Below are 15885 nucleotides of genomic sequence, written 5' to 3'. Positions count from 1 at the left end.
AAGGGGACCGCACCGATGAGCCGCCGCTACGACTGCGCCGACGCCGGCGACCGCGTGACCGGGCTGCGCGAGGCCGCCTCGGCGATCCGCCGCGGTGAGCTGGTCGTGCTGCCGACCGACACCGTCTACGGGGTCGGTGCGGACGCCTTCAACGCCGAGGCGGTGGCCGCCCTGCTGGCCGCCAAGGGCCGTGGCCGCAACATGCCCTCCCCGGTGCTGGTCGGTTCGCCGACCACCCTGCACGGCCTGGTGACCGACTTCTCCGAGCAGGCCTGGGAGCTGGTCGACGCCTTCTGGCCGGGTGGCCTGACCCTGGTGGCGCGCCACCAGCCCTCGCTGCGCTGGGACCTGGGCGAGACCCGGGGCACCGTCGCGGTCCGGATGCCGCTGCACCCGGTCGCCATCGAACTGCTGAACAGCACCGGCCCGCTGGCCGTCTCCAGCGCCAACAAGACAGGTGGCCCCTCCCCGGCGACCTGCGAGGACGCCGAGTACCAGCTGGGCGACGCGGTGGCGGTCTACCTGAACGGCGGCCGGGCCGAGCACGGCCAGTCCTCCAGCATCGTCGACGTCACCGGCAAGGTGCCGGTCCTGCTGCGGGCCGGCGCGGTCGGCGTCGAACAGCTGAGGGAGGTCGTCCCCGACCTGGAGGTCGGCAGTTGACGGCCGGACTCCATCCCGGACTCCCGGACGACCGGGTGCTCGGCGGGCTGGCCCCCTACCTCACGGTGGCGCCGCGCCCGGCCGACGTCTTCCGGATCCTCTTCGTCTGCACCGGCAACGTGTGCCGATCGCCGATCGCCGAGCGGCTGACCCGGCATGAGCTGGACGCCCGGCTGAACGGCGGCTCGGCCGCCCGGATCGTGGTGGAGAGCGCCGGCACCTGGGGCCACGAGGGCGCGCCGATGGAGGCGCACGCGGCCACCGTGCTCGGCGAGTACGGCGTGGACAGCGGCAACTTCGCGGGCCGCGAGCTGCTGGACGAGCACGTGGTCGAGGCCGACCTGGTGCTCACCGCGACCCTGGACCACCGGGCCCAGGTGATCTCGATGGGCCACGCGGCGGGACTGCGCACCTTCACGCTCAAGGAGTTCACCCGCCTGGTGCGCTCGATAGACCCGACCACCCTGCCCGACCCGCGGGACGGCGCCGAGCTGACCGAGCGGGCCCGGGTGCTGGTCAGGGCCGCCGCCTCACTGCGCGGCTGGCTGCTCGCGGCGACCCCGGAGGCCGACGAGGTGGACGACCCGTACGGCGCGCCGATCGGGATGTTCCGCGACTGCGGCGAGGAGATATTCCACGCGCTCGATCCGGTGCTGACCGCCCTGACGGGCGTACCGGCCGAGCGCCGCCAGGACGGCTGGGGCGCGCGGTCCTAGGCTGGTTCCCACCGCCCTGACCGCCCGGGAGCGTCGCCATGACCGTCACCGATGCCGTGCAGGTCCGCTGGGAGCCCTCGCAGGCGCTCCGGGCGGCCGATCCCGAGCTGGCCGACCTGCTCTCGGCGGAGGCCGAGCGGCGCGCGACCAGCCTGCAGCTGCTGGCCGGCGAGAACCTGGCCACCGAGGCCGTGCTGGCCGCGCTGAGCGGCCCGCTGGTGGACAAGTACGCCGAGGGTTACCCCGGTCACCGGCACCACACCGGCTGCGCCCTGGCCGACGCCACCGAGCTGCTGGCGGTCGAGCGGGCCTGCCGGCTGTTCGCCGCCGAACACGCCAACGTCCAACCCCGCTCCGGCACTTCGGCGATGCTGGCGGCCTACGCGGCGCTGCTGCGGCCGGGCGACGTGGTGCTCGCGCTCTCGCTGGAGCACGGCGGGCACCTGTCCTGCGGCTCGCGGGCGAACTTCTCCGGCCGGTGGTTCCAGTTCGTGGGCTACGGGGTGCGCGAGGAGGACGGTCTGGTCGACCTGGACCAGGTCCGCGAACTGGCCCACGTGCACCGCCCGAAGGCCATCGTGGCCGGTTCGATCTCCTACCCGCGGCACCAGGACTGGGCCGCGTTCCGGGAGATCGCCGACGAGGTGGACGCCTATCTGATCGCCTCGGCGGCGCAGACCATCGGCCTGGTGGCCGGCGGGGTGGCGCCTTCGCCGGTGCCGCACGCGGACGTGGTGGTGGCCGCGACCCACAAGCTGCTGCGCGGGCCGCGCGGCGGGCTGCTGCTCTGCACCGGGGAGCTGGCCGAGCGGGTGGACCGCGCGGTGTTCCCGTTCATCCAGGGCGGCGCGGCGATGAACGAGGTGGCGGCCAAGGCGGTCGCGTTCGCGCAGGCGGGCACGCCGGAGTTCGGCGCGTACACCCGGCGCGCGGTCGACGGCGCGCGCGCCCTCGCGGCGGCGCTCGCCGAGGCCGGTGCCCGGCCGGTCACCGGCGGTACCGACACCCATCTGGTGACCGCCGAGGTCAGCCCGCTGGGGGTGACCGGCGCGGAGGCCGAGCGGCGCTGCGCCGCGGCCGGACTGCTGCTCGGAAAGTGCGCACTGCCGTACGATTCAGCGTCGGCCGCGGAAACCTCCGGGATCCGGCTGGGCACCGGCGCGGCCGCCGCGCTGGGGATGGGTGCGCGGGAGCTGGCCGAGGTGGGCGGGTTGATCGCGGAGCTGCTCGGCGGGACACCGGTGGACCGGGTGGTCCCCCGGGTGCGTGAACTCGCCCGGAGGTTCGGGGCCGGCGACGGGCGTTAGGGCGAACCGCGGTGCGCGCGGCGGGCGTCCGACTCAATAAGGTGTGTGCCGTGGCGACGCACCCCGAACCCCGGACCAGTGCGGGAGTAACTTCCGTACTCAACCGTCGGCGCGAGTGGAAGGAGGTCAGCGGTGCGTGAGTACCTGCTCGTGCTCTTCTGCACGGCCGCGGTCACCTACCTGCTGACCGCTCCGGTGCGGAAGTTCGCCATCATCGCCGGTGCCATGCCGCCGGTCCGCGCCCGTGACGTGCACGCCGAGCCGACCCCGCGGCTCGGTGGCATCGCCATGTTCGGCGGGCTCTGCGCCGGCCTGCTGGTGGCCGCGCACCTGACCAACCTGGGCAAGGTCTTCAGCGACGACTCCTCGGACATCAAGGCGCTGCTCTCCGGCGTCGGCATCATGTGGGTGCTCGGCGTGCTGGACGACAAGTGGGGCGTTGACGCGCTGGTCAAGCTCGGCGGCCAGATGATCGCCGCCGGTGTGATGGTCTACCAGGGCATCACGGTCATCTCGATCCCGGTCCCCGGCGTCGGCCCGGTCGCGTTGACCCCCACCCAGGGCATGATCATCTCGGTCGCGCTGGTGGTCGTCATGGTCAACGCGGTCAACTTCATCGACGGCCTCGACGGCCTGGCGGGCGGCATGGTCTGCATCGCCGGGATCGCCTTCTTCGTGTACTCCTACCGGCTCTGGTACGGCTACGGGATCAGCGAGGCGGCGCCCGCCGTGCTGTTCAGCGCGCTGCTGATCGGCATGTGCCTGGGCTTCCTGCCGCACAACCTGCACCCGGCCCGGATCTTCATGGGCGACTCCGGCTCGATGATGCTCGGCCTGATGCTCGCGGTGGCCGCGATCTCGGTCACCGGCCGGGTGGACCCCGACCTGATCACCGCGCAGGCCGGTTCGCAGACCGCCGCGGTGCACGCCTTGGTGCCGATCTACATCCCGCTGCTGCTCCCGCTGACCGTGATCGCGCTGCCGCTGGCCGACCTGCTGCTGGCCGTGGTCCGACGCACCTGGGCCGGCCGTTCGCCGTTCGCCGCCGACAAGCAGCACCTGCACCACCGGCTGCTGGAGGTCGGCCACTCGCACAGCCGGGCCGTGCTGGTGATGTACTTCTGGGCCGCGCTGATCGCCTTCGGCACGGTGGCCTTCTCGTTCACCGACACCGGCCGCACGGTGGTGCTGGCCTGCGCCGGCCTCTGCCTGGTCGGCATCGTGGTGCTGCTGACCCCGCGGTTCCGGCCGAAGGCGCCGAACGCCGTGCAGGCCTTCGTCCCGCCGCGGTACCGACGGGGTGGCAAGGCCGCCGAGGCGACCCCGGCCGAGGCCGGGACGGTGGCCGCGAAGACGGTCACCGAGGTGGTCACCGAGGAGCCGCCGGCGATGGCCGAGCTGTCCGCCAAGGACCAGGAGCTGCTCGGTCGGCTGGGCACCGGCGCCTCCGCCGCGGGGGACCAGCGGACGGGGTGACCGCGAGCCGTCGGTGCGTCAGCTCCCTTACTCCGATTGGCTTCACTCGTTCGGCGGCACTGCTCGGCCGTCAGTGTGACAGGAGCCACACATTCATGGTAAAGCTCTCATCAAATAGTTTGTGATACCGTTCACGAGTACCGAGAACGCGCCGAAAGACCCAGTGGTGAAGGACCTCCGTCCCCGAGGGTCGTCTCCGAGGAGCCGCGGCCGTCAGCCGGCCGATCTCCCGGCGCCCGCTCGGTCCGGTGTTCCCGCACCGTGCGCCACCCGTTCCCGCAGAGCTTCCCCCGTCCTCGACATGCCGCCGGAGTTGCCGACATGCCGTCCCACGACGCCCGGATCATCCGTGGCGCCGCAATCCCCACTGCGGTCGCCGGAGTCGTTGCCCTTGCGATCTCGACCGTGGTGGTGGGGAGCAAGGGGTTGATCGGCGCGCTGGTCGCGACCCTGCTGGTGATGGCGTTCTTCAGCTTCGGGCAGCTCGCCCTCGACCGGCTGACCAGGAACAACCCGCAGATGATGATGGCCGCAGGGCTGCTGGTGTACACGACCCAGATCCTGCTGGTGGCCATCGTGCTGGCGATCTTCAAGAACACCACGCTCTTCGACACCAAGGTCTTCGGCTTCACCCTGCTCGGCTGCGCGTTGATCTGGACCGCGGGCCAGGTGCGGGGCGCGCTCAAGGCCAAGACGTTCTACGTACAGACGAACTCCGAGGACCGGGCCGCCGACCGGACGTCGCACCCGGAGCGTCAACAGTGACCGACGCCTGCTGTCCCTCTCGCGAGGGGGGCGGTGTTTATGCGGTCCTGACAGGCTGCTATCGTCCGTCGCAACAACGGAGTACGGGAAGCGGCCAGGTCCCGCCGAGCGGCGCGCGGATGCCGCACGGAAAGATCGCCCCCCGCACTCGCGCAGTCTTCGAAGATCCCGCGGCGGCGGCACCCGCCGCCGCGCCGGGTCACCGAGAAACCCAACATGTTCCAGTGCCGCACCGTGGCCGCAGGCCGCGCCGACACACCGAGGTTGCCGTAACCATGCGTCACGACGAAGGAGTCCGTGGTGAGTGCTGACCAGCTCACTGTGCAGCTTGCCTCCGGGGGCTGCCATCTGTTCTCTGGCTGCGGCTTCCCGGCGCCGGGTCTCGACGAGTTCCAGTTCAAGCCGATCTTCTCGATCGGAAGCTTCGACTTCAACAAGCCGATGCTGCTGTCGATCATCGCCGCCGTGCTGGTGATCGGGTTCTTCTGGGTCGCGTTCGCCAAGCCGAAGGTGCTGCCCGGCAAGCTGCAGCTCGTCGGTGAGATCGGCTACGACTTCGTCAAGCGGGCCATCGTCCTCGACACGATCGGCAAAAAGGGCGAGAAGTACGTCCCGATGCTGGTCTCGATGTTCTTCTTCGTGTGGATCATGAACATCATGTCGGTGATCCCGCTGGCCCAGTTCCCGGTGACCTCGGTGATCGCCTTCCCGGCGGGCCTGGCGGCCGTGGTCTGGATCACCTACATGACGCTGACCTTCAAGAAGCACGGCTTCGTCGGCGGCCTGAAGAACCTCTGCTGGCCGTCGGGCATCCCCGGCTGGGTCATGTTCATCCTGGTCCCGATCGAGTTCTTCTCGAACATCTTCGTGCGCCCGTTCACCCTCGCGGTCCGAGCCTTCGCCAACATGTTCGCCGGCCACCTGCTGATCGTGATGTTCTCCATCGCGTCCTGGTACCTGCTGACCCCGAGCATCGGTGCGCTGTACGCCGGCACCTCCTTCGTGGTGACCCTGGGTCTGACCGCGTTCGAGCTGCTGGTCCAGTTCCTGCAGGCCTACATCTTCGTGATGCTGGCCAGCAGCTACATCGCCGGTGCGCTTGAGGAAGCGCACTGAGTCCGCTGTAGCCCTCAGCCACTCTCCTCCCTCCCGTACGTCCGGTGGCCAACCACCACCGGTTCACCACCCTGCAAAGGACAAACTGAGATGTCGAACCTCGCTGCGGTCAGTGGCTCCATCGCCTCCGTCGGTTACGGCCTCGCCGCGATCGGCCCCGGCATCGGCGTCGGTCTCATCTTCGGCAACGGCGTTCAGGCCATGGCCCGTCAGCCCGAGGCCGCCGGCCTGATCCGCTCCAACATGTTCATCGGCTTCGCGCTGACCGAGGCGCTCGCGCTCATCGGCATCGTCATGCCGTTCGTGTTCGGCACCAAGTAATCCGCCGTAGTACCACCGGACGGAAGGTCCAGATATGCTCACGCAGTTTGTGGCGGAGGGGCCGATGAACCCCCTCCTGCCCAAGACGCCCGAGCTGATCATCGGCCTGGTCTGCTTCTTCATCGTCTTCGGTCTGCTCGGCAAGAAGCTTCTTCCCAGCATCGAGAAGGTGCTGGCGGAGCGCCGGGACCAGATCGAGGGCGGTATGGAGCGCGCCGAGGCCGCCCAGGCCGAGGCGCAGTCCCTGCTGGAGAAGTACCGTGCCGAGCTCGCCGAGGCGCGCCACGAGGCCGCTCGGATCACCGAGCACGCCCGCGAGCAGGGCGCTGCCCTGATCAGCGAGATGCGCGAGGAGGGCCAGCGCCAGCGCGAGGCCATCATCGCGGCCGGCCACGCCCAGATCGAGGCCGACAAGAAGCAGGCGACCGCCGCCCTGCGCCAGGACGTGGGTTCGCTCGCCTCGCAGCTGGCCTCCCGCATCGTGGGTGAGTCCCTGGAGGACCACGCCCGGCAGAGCGGTGTCATCGACCGCTTCCTGGACGACCTCGAGGCCAAGGCCTCCGCGAGCGCGGCGGTCGCCAAGTGATCGGCGCCAGCCGTGAGGCCCTGGCCGCCGGCCGGGAGAACCTCGACAGCCTGACCGACAACACCGCGGTGGACTCGGCCAAGGTCGCCGAGGAGCTCAGCGCCGTCACCGCGCTGCTGGACCGCGAGGTCTCGCTGCGCCGGGTGCTCACCGACCCGTCCCGTTCCGGTGCGGACAAGGCCGGCCTGGTCTCGTCGCTGCTGGGTGGCCAGGTCTCCGGTGAGACCGTGGACCTGGTGTCCGGTCTGGTCCGCTCCCGCTGGTCGGGCTCGCGCGACCTGGTCGACGCGACCGAGCGGCTGGCCGCGTACGCCGAGGTCATCGCGGCCGACAAGGTCGGTCGACTGGACGACCTGGAGGACGAGCTCTTCCGGTTCGGCCGGGTGGTGAGCGGCTCCCACGAGCTGCGCGCCGCGCTGACCGAGCCCAAGGCCACCGCCGCCGCGAAGACCGCGCTGGTCGCCAAGCTGCTCGGCGGCCGGGCCCTGCCCGGCACCGTCCGGCTGGTCACCGCTCTGGTCGTGCACCCGCGTGGCCGTAGCCTGGAGCAGGGCCTGGAGTCCTACTCCAAGCTCGCCGCCGACCGCCGTGACCGTGTGGTGGCCCTGGTCACCACCGCGGTTCCGCTCAGCGACGGCCAGCGGGAGCGCCTCGCGGGCGCGCTCGGCCGGCTGTACGGCCGGGCGGTGCTCCTGAACATCGACGTCGACCCCACGGTCGTCGGCGGTGTCCGGGTGCAGATCGGTGACGAGATCATCGACGGCACGGTGTCGAGCCGCCTCGAAGGCGCTCGGCAGGCCCTCGAAGGCTGAGCCCTCCGCGGCACAACCAGACGCAGTACCGACGCAGTACATCCGACCCTCGGTCGGGCGCCGGTCCCACCCACGGGGCAACCGGCACATACGAACGGCCGGTCCAACAGCACCGGCCGAGGATCGGCAGCGTTCCCTCGGGGGAAACCCCCGGGAACCGGCCGCACCCCCGAGGTGCGGACGGGCCCGGTGATTCCACCGGCGAGCGTAAGCCACGAAACTTGCGGCCCTCCACGGGCGGGCCGAGGATCGCAACCTAGGAGAGCAGGGAAGCCTGATGGCGGAGCTTACGATCCGGCCGGAGGAGATCCGGGACGCGCTGGCCGACTTCGTCCAGTCGTACCAGCCGGACGCCGCCTCGCGTGAAGAGGTCGGCACGGTCACTGACGCGGCGGACGGTATCGCCCATGTCGAGGGCCTGCCCTCGGTCATGGCCAACGAGCTGCTGAAGTTCGAGGACGGCACGCTCGGCCTCGCGCTGAACCTCGACACCCGCGAGATCGGTGTCGTCATCCTCGGTGAGTTCGGCGGCATCGAGGAGGGTCAGACGGTGCGTCGCACCGGCGAGGTCCTCTCCGTGCCGGTGGGTGACGGCTACCTCGGCCGCGTGGTGGACCCGCTGGGCAACCCGATCGACGGCCTGGGCGACATCGCCTCCACCGGCCGTCGCGCCCTGGAGCTGCAGGCCCCCGGTGTCATGGTCCGCAAGTCGGTCCACGAGCCGATGCAGACCGGCATCAAGGCCATCGACGCGATGACCCCGATCGGCCGCGGCCAGCGCCAGCTGATCATCGGCGACCGCCAGACCGGCAAGACCGCGGTGGCGATCGACACGATCATCAACCAGCGCGACAACTGGCGCTCCGGCGACCCGAAGAAGCAGGTCCGCTGCATCTACGTCGCTGTCGGCCAGAAGGGCTCGACCATCGCGTCCGTCCGTGGCGCCCTGGAGGAGGCCGGCGCGCTGGAGTACACCACCATCGTGGCCGCTCCCGCCTCCGACCCGGCCGGCTTCAAGTACCTCGCCCCGTACACCGGTTCGGCCATCGGCCAGGAGTGGATGTACGACGGCAAGCACGTCCTGATCGTCTTCGACGACCTGTCGAAGCAGGCCGAGGCCTACCGTTCCGTCTCCCTGCTGCTGCGCCGCCCGCCGGGCCGCGAGGCCTACCCGGGTGACGTCTTCTACCTGCACTCCCGCCTGCTGGAGCGCTGCGCCAAGCTCTCCGACGAGCTGGGCGCCGGCTCGATGACCGGTCTGCCGATCATCGAGACCAAGGCCAACGACGTCTCGGCGTACATCCCGACCAACGTCATCTCGATCACCGACGGCCAGTGCTTCCTGGAGTCCGACCTGTTCAACGCCGGCATCCGCCCGGCCGTGAACGTCGGCATCTCGGTCTCCCGCGTCGGTGGCTCGGCCCAGATCAAGGCCATGAAGTCGGTCGCCGGCCGGCTCCGCCTGGACCTGGCCCAGTACCGCGAGCTGGAGGCGTTCGCCGCCTTCGGTTCCGACCTGGACTCGGCCTCCAAGGCCCAGCTGGAGCGCGGCGCCCGCATGGTCGAGCTGCTGAAGCAGGGCCAGTACCAGCCGTTCCCGGTCGAGGAGCAGGTCGTCTCCATCTGGGCCGGCACCACCGGCAAGCTGGACGACGTCCCGGTCGCCGACATCCGTCGTTTCGAGCGCGAGTTCCTGGACCACCTGCGCATCGAGAAGAAGGACCTGCTGGCCGCGATCGTCGAGACCGCCAAGCTCGAGGACGGCACGATCGACGCGCTGACCGAGGCGATCGACGCCTTCAAGCTGGGCTTCACCACCGCCGACGGCAAGCTCCTCGGCGAGCAGGCCTGAGTCCGGTAGCGAGGGAAAGGACGTAACGACCCATGGGAGCACAGCTTCGGGTCTACAAGCGCCGGATCCGCTCTGTCACCGCGACGAAGAAGATCACCAAGGCGATGGAGATGATCTCCGCGGCGCGCATCGTCAAGGCGCAGCGCGCGGTGGCCGCCTCCACTCCGTACGCCGACGAGCTGACCCGGGCGGTGGCCGCGGTCGCCACCCGGTCCAACGCCAAGCACCCGCTGACCACGGAGAACCCGGCCGCCAAGCGCGCCGCGGTGCTGCTGGTCACCGCGGACCGCGGGCTGGCCGGTGGCTACTCCACCAACGCCATCAAGCAGGCGCAGGCGCTCACCGAGCGCCTGCGCGGCGAGGGCAAGGAGGTCGTCACCTACATCACCGGCCGCAAGGGTGTCCAGTACTACGGGTTCCGCAACCTCGAGGTCGCGGACGCGTGGACGGGCTTCTCGGACAAGCCGACCTACGCTGACGCCAAGACGGTGGGCAGCACGCTGATCGAGGCGTTCACCGCCGAGACCGGCGGGGTGGACGAGCTGTACCTGGTCTCGACCAAGTTCGTCTCGATGCTGACCCAGACCGCCGTGGACGCCCGGCTGCTGCCGCTCAAGCTGGACGAGGTCCAGCTGAGTGACGAGAAGCCGGCCAAGTCGGAGATCTTCCCGCTGTACGACTTCGAGCCGTCGGCGGAGGGTGTCCTGGACGCCCTGCTGCCGCGGTACGTCGAGAGCCGGATCTACAACGCGCTGCTGCAGGCGGCCGCCTCCGAGCACGCCGCCCGCCGGCGCGCGATGAAGAGCGCGACCGACAATGCCGGCGAGCTCATCAAGTCGCTGACGCGGCTTGCCAACTCGGCCCGTCAGGCCGAGATCACCCAGGAAATCAGCGAGATCGTCGGTGGCGCCAACGCGCTGGCCGACGCTAGCGCGGGGAGCGAATGAGAATGACCACCACTGTTGAGCCGACCACGGCGACGGGCCGCGTCGCGCGGGTCATCGGCCCGGTCGTCGACGTGGAGTTCCCCGTCGACGCGATTCCGGACATGTTCAACGCCCTGCACGTCGAGGTCGAGAACCCCGACGGCTCGGGCAAGAAGACCCTGACCCTGGAGGTCGCCCAGCACCTCGGCGACGGCCTGGTCCGCGGCATCTCGATGCAGCCGACCGACGGCCTGGTCCGCGGCGCGACCGTCGTCGACACCGGCGCGGCGATCTCCGTCCCGGTCGGTGACATCACCAAGGGCAAGGTGTTCAACGCGCTGGGCGACGTCCTCAACGTCGACCAGGCGGAGTTCAACGCCCAGGTGACCGAGCGCTGGCCGATCCACCGCAAGGCCCCGAACTTCTCCGAGCTCGAGTCCAAGACCGAGATGTTCGAGACCGGCATCAAGGTCATCGACCTGCTCACCCCGTACGTCCGCGGTGGGAAGATCGGCCTGTTCGGTGGCGCCGGTGTCGGCAAGACCGTCCTCATCCAGGAGATGATCTACCGCGTCGCCGCCAACTTCGGTGGTGTCTCGGTCTTCGCCGGCGTCGGGGAGCGTACCCGTGAGGGCAACGACCTGATCCAGGAGATGATCGACTCCAACGTCCTGGACAAGACCGCGCTGGTCTTCGGCCAGATGGACGAGCCGCCGGGCACCCGTCTGCGGGTCGCGCTGTCCGCGCTGACCATGGCGGAGTACTTCCGCGACGTGCAGAGCCAGGACGTGCTGCTCTTCATCGACAACATCTTCCGGTTCACCCAGGCCGGTTCCGAGGTGTCGACCCTGCTCGGCCGGATGCCCTCCGCGGTGGGTTACCAGCCGAACCTGGCCGACGAGATGGGCCTCCTGCAGGAGCGCATCACCTCGACCCGCGGTCACTCGATCACCTCGATGCAGGCGATCTACGTCCCCGCGGACGACCTGACCGACCCGGCCCCGGCCACCACCTTCGCCCACCTGGACGCGACCACCGTGCTGTCGCGCCCGATCTCGGAGAAGGGCATCTACCCGGCCGTCGACCCGCTGGACTCCACGTCCCGCATCCTGGACCCGCGCTACATCGCGCAGGACCACTACGACACGGCCATGCGGGTCAAGGGGATCCTGCAGAAGTACAAGGACCTCCAGGACATCATCGCGATCCTCGGCATCGACGAGCTCAGCGAGGAGGACAAGATCACCGTCCACCGCGCCCGCCGGATCGAGCGCTTCCTCTCGCAGAACACCTACGTGGCGAAGCAGTTCACCGGTGTCGAGGGTTCGACCGTGCCGCTGTCGGAGACCATCGAGGCCTTCAACCGCATCGCGGACGGCAAGTACGACTCCGTTCCGGAGCAGGCCTTCTTCATGTGCGGTGGCATCGAGGACCTCGAGAAGAACGCCGCCGAGCTGGCCAAGAAGTAAGCACCGGTCCCGGTGCCCGGGCCGGCTGACGGCTGACCGACCATGAGGGGTGGTCCCCGAACCCTGGGGGCCACCCCTCGTGGCTCAGCGGCTGTGATTCCGGTCATCTCCGCGCTCCCCGTTTCATGACAGGGGCGCGGGCCCGTTATTCTTACCGAAACTCCCGAGTAATCGGGCGTTGCAAGAGCCTAGGAGCCCACGTTGGCTGAGCTGCACGTCGAGCTGGTCGCAGCCGACCGCAAGGTGTGGTCCGGTGCGGCCACCATCGTCGTCGCGCGCACCGCCTCCGGTGACACCGGCATCATGCCGGGTCACACGCCGGTGCTGAGCGTGCTGGAGTCCGGCCCGGTCACCATCCGCACGACCGATGGCGGCACCGTCATCGCGGCCGTGCACGGTGGCTTCATCTCGTTCTCCAACAACAAGCTGTCTCTGCTCGCGGAGATCGCCGAGCTGGCGGACGAGATCGATGTGAACCGCGCGGAGCGCGCGCTGGAGCTCGCGAAGAGCGAGGACGACGCGCACGCCGAGCGCCGCGCCGAGGTCCGCCTCGTCGCGGCGGGCCGCCGCAAGGCAGCCTGAGAGAGCTTTGCGGCCCGGTACCGGGCCGGCCGACGGTCCCGGGGACGCCTAGCGTGACCCCGGGACTGTCGTATCAGTTGGTAGGGACGATCCGGTTGTCCGACAGGATGGCCGGCAACGGGGACAGCGGGGACGCGGGCGCGCGTCGGCGAGTCAGCGAGGAGGTCGGTGAGCATGGTCCTCGCCCTTGTGGTGTGCGCGGCGGTCGTGGCCGTGGGGGTGATCGGCCTGGTGGCGTTCGCGGTACGCCGCCGGGTGATCCAGCGGGTCGGCGGCACGTTCGACTGCAGTTACCGGCTCAAAATGCCGGCCGACGCCTCGACCGAGCCCGACCTCGACGAGAACGGACAGCCCACCTCCGCCCCGGTCCCCGCGACCGACGGCAAGGGGTGGGTTTTTGGTATCGGGCGCTACAGCGGTGACCACATCGAGTGGTTCCGGGTCTTCTCGTACGCCCCACGGCCGCGCAAGGTGCTACCGCGTCGGGAGATCGAGGTGCTCGGCCGCCGCTACCCCGAGGGGCAGGAGGAGCTGGCCCTGCTCTCCGGCTCGGTGGTGCTGCGCTGCCTGCACAACGGCGCCCCGCTGGAGCTGGCGATGAGCGACGACGCGCTGACCGGCTTCCTGGCCTGGCTGGAAGCCGCCCCGCCGGGGCAGCGGGTCAACGTCGCGTAGCGACGAGACTCGCGGGCTGGGGGTCCCCCCGCCCGGAGGGTGGGGGAGGGTCAACGTCGCGTAGCGACGAGACTCGCGGGCTGGGGGAGGGTCAACGTCGCGTAGCGACGAGGCGGCGGCGAGCTACGCGGTGTCGAGCAAGGTGCCGTTCGGCACCGGGATCACCACCCCCGAGGGCCCCGCCGAGGGCTTTGTGATCGACGTCTCGATCACGGGTGAGCCCCGGGAGGCCTGAGTAGGCTTCGGGCATGGTCAATCTCACACGCATCTACACCCGTACCGGGGATGACGGCACGACCGCGCTCGGTGACATGAGCCGGACCAGCAAGACCGACCCGCGGCTGATCGCGTACGCCGACAGCAACGAGGCCAACGCCGCGCTGGGGGTGGCCATCGCGGCCGGGGGGCTGGCCGAGGACGTGGTCGCGGTACTGACGCGGATCCAGAACGACCTGTTCGACGTCGGCGCGGACCTGGCCACGCCGGTGACGGAGAACCCGAAGTACCCGCCGCTGCGGGTCGAGCAGAGCTACGTCGACCGGCTGGAGGCCGACTGCGACCGTTACCTGGCCGACCTGGAGAAGCTGCGCAGCTTCATCCTGCCGGGCGGCACCCCGGGGGCCGCGTACCTGCACCTGGCCTGCACGGTGGTGCGCCGGGCCGAGCGGTCCACCTGGGCGGCGATCGAGGTGCACGGGGACACCGTCAACCCACTGACCGCGAGGTATCTCAACCGGCTCTCCGACCTGCTGTTCATCCTGGCCCGGGCGGCCAACAAGGAGCGCGGTGACGTGCTCTGGGTGCCGGGCGAGAACCGGTAGCCGGGAGGCACCGAGCTGACGGGCGCTCAGTGTCCTGTTCCGACACAGATCACACCCGGCGATCTCCCCACGGCCGGGGCCGGGGCACTACAGTCCGAGCGGTGAGCGGAGCGGCTCCTGGGAGACCCCCTGAGCCGTCCTCAGGATGCCAGACGCAGGTATCGGGAAGCCCGGGAGAGCAGCCATGAGCAAGGTACCCACTCAGTCCCAGCAGATCGCCGTCATCGGTGCCGGCCTCATGGGCGCGGGCATCGCCCAGGTGTCCGCCCAGGCCGGCCACCCGGTGGTGCTGCGGGACGTCACCGAGCAGGCGCTGCAGCGCGGTCTGGACGGCATCAAGGCCTCGTACGAGAAGTTCGTGAGCAAGGGTCGGATGACGGCCGACCAGGCCACCGAGGCGCTGGCCCGGATCACCACCACCACCGACCTGGGCGCGGTCGCCGAGGCCGACCTGGTGATCGAGGCGGTCTTCGAGCAACTGGAGGTCAAGGAGGGCGTCTTCCGCGAGCTGGACAAGCTCGCCAAGGACGGCGCCGTGCTGGGCAGCAACACCTCGGCCATCCCGATCACCCGGATCGCCGCGGTCACCGAGCGGCCGGAGGCCGTGGTCGGTGTGCACTTCTTCTCCCCGGTGCCGCTGATGCGCCTGGTCGAGCTGGTGCGCGGCTACAAGACCAGCGACGAGACGCTGGCCACCGCCCGGGCCTTCGCCGAGGGGGTGGGCAAGGAGGTGGTCGTGGTCAACCGCGACGTGGCCGGCTTCGTCACCACCCGGCTGATCACCGCCCTGGTGGTGGAGGCCGCCAAGCTGTACGAGACCGGGGTGGCCAGCGCCGAGGACATCGACACCGCCTGCCGGCTGGGCTTCGGCCACCCGATGGGCCCGCTGCAGACCGCCGACCTGACCGGCGTCGACATCCTGCTGCACGCCGCGCGGAACATCTACGACGAGACCCAGGACGAGAAGTTCGCCGCGCCGGAGATCATGGCCCGCATGGTCACCGCCGGCGACCTGGGTCGCAAGAGCGGTCGCGGCTTCTACGGCTACCAGGGCTGACCGGACCGCGCCACGGGGACCGGCCGGCCCGGGTGAGTTTGCTCACGACGCTGCCGCAGATGGGTGATTTGCGCGGTAATCGAGCGTGTGACCAGCGGACCACTGCGTATATTCCCTCGGACGAGTGAAGTCGCTTCAGATCCGGCGGGGATCAGCAACCCGGGCCGCTGGTCCGGCGTCAGATGGTGGGGGTGTCGTCCCCTGGGCCCGAAGGCCCTGACGGTTTCCGGTCCTGACGGCCTGCGGAGGAGGACAGCGTGCGCATCTTGGAGATCCGGACGGCCGGCGACCCGGCCGACGGCCACGCCGGCCTCGCGGTCGAGGGCCGGCTGGACGTCCGGACCGCCGCCGACGCCCGGGCTCGGCTGCACCAGGCGGTCGACTCCGGGGCCGGCGACCTGGTGCTGGACCTCTCCGGCCTGGAGTCCTGGGACGCCACCGGGCTGGGCGTGATCATGGGGACGCACCGGCGGGCCGGCCGGCTCGGCCGCCGGCTGGTCCTGCGGGACGTCCCGCCGCAGTTGCAGCGGCTGCTGGTGGCGACCCGGCTGCACCGGATCCTGGCGGTGGAGGGCATGGTCATCGAGCCGCTCGGCGCCACCCTGAGCGGGCCGCTGCCCGGCGTGCAGTCGGTGGCCGCTCCGTTGCTCTGAGTCACCGGATTGCCGGCCGGGGGGTCCGTGCTGCGCGGCACACCGTGAGTGTGGGAAAGTCTGCGCTCAGAGGGGACCGTCCGGCGCC

The 15885-nt window shown here is 70.3% G+C and carries 17 protein-coding genes; all 17 read left to right on the top strand.

Annotation, left to right across the window (positions count from 1 at the left end):
- The first annotated feature begins 15 nt into the window (after positions 1 to 15).
- The 17 genes from ACIGXM_RS06725 to ACIGXM_RS06645 all read left to right on the top strand — a co-directional run bounded on the left by ACIGXM_RS06725 (position 16) and on the right by ACIGXM_RS06645 (position 15797).
- A complete protein-coding gene (locus tag ACIGXM_RS06725) occupies positions 16 to 663 on the top strand; it encodes an L-threonylcarbamoyladenylate synthase (protein WP_396557590.1) in 648 nt (215 codons plus the stop codon).
- A 47-nt stretch (positions 664 to 710) separates the two neighbouring features.
- On the top strand, positions 711 to 1379 hold the full coding sequence (locus ACIGXM_RS06720) for a protein-tyrosine-phosphatase (protein ID WP_396558331.1): 669 nt from the start codon (positions 711 to 713) through the stop codon (positions 1377 to 1379).
- A 38-nt stretch (positions 1380 to 1417) separates the two neighbouring features.
- The gene (glyA, locus tag ACIGXM_RS06715; protein WP_396557587.1) at positions 1418 to 2686 is read left to right on the top strand and encodes a serine hydroxymethyltransferase; all 1269 of its coding nucleotides are present in this window, start codon (positions 1418 to 1420) and stop codon (positions 2684 to 2686) included.
- 132 nt (positions 2687 to 2818) lie between these two features.
- Positions 2819 to 4162, top strand: a complete 1344-nt coding sequence (locus ACIGXM_RS06710; RefSeq protein ID WP_396557585.1) for an MraY family glycosyltransferase — start codon at positions 2819 to 2821, stop codon at positions 4160 to 4162.
- A 321-nt stretch (positions 4163 to 4483) separates the two neighbouring features.
- Positions 4484 to 4927: a hypothetical protein gene (locus ACIGXM_RS06705; RefSeq protein WP_396557583.1), complete on the top strand. Its 444-nt coding sequence runs from the start codon at positions 4484 to 4486 to the stop codon at positions 4925 to 4927.
- Between the two features lie 300 nt (positions 4928 to 5227).
- Complete coding sequence (atpB, locus tag ACIGXM_RS06700) at positions 5228 to 6043, top strand: F0F1 ATP synthase subunit A (RefSeq protein ID WP_396557581.1); 816 nt, start codon at positions 5228 to 5230, stop codon at positions 6041 to 6043.
- A 90-nt stretch (positions 6044 to 6133) separates the two neighbouring features.
- Positions 6134 to 6364, top strand: coding sequence for an ATP synthase F0 subunit C (atpE, locus tag ACIGXM_RS06695; protein WP_396557579.1), 231 nt, complete (start codon positions 6134 to 6136; stop codon positions 6362 to 6364).
- Positions 6365 to 6398: 34 nt separating this feature from the next.
- Positions 6399 to 6950, top strand: coding sequence for a F0F1 ATP synthase subunit B (locus ACIGXM_RS06690; protein ID WP_396557577.1), 552 nt, complete (start codon positions 6399 to 6401; stop codon positions 6948 to 6950).
- A complete protein-coding gene (locus ACIGXM_RS06685; RefSeq protein WP_396557576.1) occupies positions 6947 to 7762 on the top strand; it encodes a F0F1 ATP synthase subunit delta in 816 nt (271 codons plus the stop codon). The genes ACIGXM_RS06690 and ACIGXM_RS06685 overlap by 4 nt, the downstream gene beginning before the upstream one ends.
- Positions 7763 to 8039: 277 nt before the next feature.
- The gene (atpA, locus tag ACIGXM_RS06680) at positions 8040 to 9614 is read left to right on the top strand and encodes a F0F1 ATP synthase subunit alpha (protein ID WP_396557574.1); all 1575 of its coding nucleotides are present in this window, start codon (positions 8040 to 8042) and stop codon (positions 9612 to 9614) included.
- Between the two features lie 32 nt (positions 9615 to 9646).
- Entirely contained in the window at positions 9647 to 10561 is a 915-nt protein-coding gene (locus tag ACIGXM_RS06675) for a F0F1 ATP synthase subunit gamma (protein WP_396557573.1), read from the top strand.
- A gap of 2 nt (positions 10562 to 10563) precedes the next feature.
- Positions 10564 to 12009, top strand: coding sequence for a F0F1 ATP synthase subunit beta (gene atpD / locus ACIGXM_RS06670; RefSeq protein WP_396557571.1), 1446 nt, complete (start codon positions 10564 to 10566; stop codon positions 12007 to 12009).
- Positions 12010 to 12210: 201 nt separating this feature from the next.
- On the top strand, positions 12211 to 12591 hold the full coding sequence (locus tag ACIGXM_RS06665; protein ID WP_396557569.1) for a F0F1 ATP synthase subunit epsilon: 381 nt from the start codon (positions 12211 to 12213) through the stop codon (positions 12589 to 12591).
- A gap of 174 nt (positions 12592 to 12765) precedes the next feature.
- The gene (locus ACIGXM_RS06660; RefSeq protein WP_396557568.1) at positions 12766 to 13266 is read left to right on the top strand and encodes a DUF2550 domain-containing protein; all 501 of its coding nucleotides are present in this window, start codon (positions 12766 to 12768) and stop codon (positions 13264 to 13266) included.
- Between the two features lie 248 nt (positions 13267 to 13514).
- A complete protein-coding gene (locus ACIGXM_RS06655) occupies positions 13515 to 14087 on the top strand; it encodes a cob(I)yrinic acid a,c-diamide adenosyltransferase (RefSeq protein WP_396557566.1) in 573 nt (190 codons plus the stop codon).
- Positions 14088 to 14271: 184 nt separating this feature from the next.
- Positions 14272 to 15144, top strand: coding sequence for a 3-hydroxyacyl-CoA dehydrogenase family protein (locus ACIGXM_RS06650; protein WP_396557564.1), 873 nt, complete (start codon positions 14272 to 14274; stop codon positions 15142 to 15144).
- A gap of 266 nt (positions 15145 to 15410) precedes the next feature.
- On the top strand, positions 15411 to 15797 hold the full coding sequence (locus ACIGXM_RS06645; protein WP_396558329.1) for an STAS domain-containing protein: 387 nt from the start codon (positions 15411 to 15413) through the stop codon (positions 15795 to 15797).
- Positions 15798 to 15885 lie beyond the last annotated feature (88 nt).

Origin of the sequence: Kitasatospora sp. NPDC052896 (genome assembly GCF_044547075.1) — a bacterium.
Classification (GTDB): Bacteria; Actinomycetota; Actinomycetes; order Streptomycetales; family Streptomycetaceae; genus Kitasatospora.
This window is presented reverse-complemented; position numbering and strand designations above follow the sequence as displayed.

Coding starts and splice junctions, on each gene's coding strand:
- ACIGXM_RS06725 (WP_396557590.1), top strand. CDS start 16: ATGAGCCGCCGCTACGACTGCGCCGACGCCGGCGACCGCGTGACCGGG.
- glyA (WP_396557587.1), top strand. CDS start 1,418: ATGACCGTCACCGATGCCGTGCAGGTCCGCTGGGAGCCCTCGCAGGCG.
- ACIGXM_RS06705 (WP_396557583.1), top strand. CDS start 4,484: ATGCCGTCCCACGACGCCCGGATCATCCGTGGCGCCGCAATCCCCACT.
- atpE (WP_396557579.1), top strand. CDS start 6,134: ATGTCGAACCTCGCTGCGGTCAGTGGCTCCATCGCCTCCGTCGGTTAC.
- ACIGXM_RS06690 (WP_396557577.1), top strand. CDS start 6,399: ATGCTCACGCAGTTTGTGGCGGAGGGGCCGATGAACCCCCTCCTGCCC.
- atpA (WP_396557574.1), top strand. CDS start 8,040: ATGGCGGAGCTTACGATCCGGCCGGAGGAGATCCGGGACGCGCTGGCC.
- ACIGXM_RS06675 (WP_396557573.1), top strand. CDS start 9,647: ATGGGAGCACAGCTTCGGGTCTACAAGCGCCGGATCCGCTCTGTCACC.
- atpD (WP_396557571.1), top strand. CDS start 10,564: ATGACCACCACTGTTGAGCCGACCACGGCGACGGGCCGCGTCGCGCGG.
- ACIGXM_RS06660 (WP_396557568.1), top strand. CDS start 12,766: ATGGTCCTCGCCCTTGTGGTGTGCGCGGCGGTCGTGGCCGTGGGGGTG.
- ACIGXM_RS06655 (WP_396557566.1), top strand. CDS start 13,515: ATGGTCAATCTCACACGCATCTACACCCGTACCGGGGATGACGGCACG.
- ACIGXM_RS06650 (WP_396557564.1), top strand. CDS start 14,272: ATGAGCAAGGTACCCACTCAGTCCCAGCAGATCGCCGTCATCGGTGCC.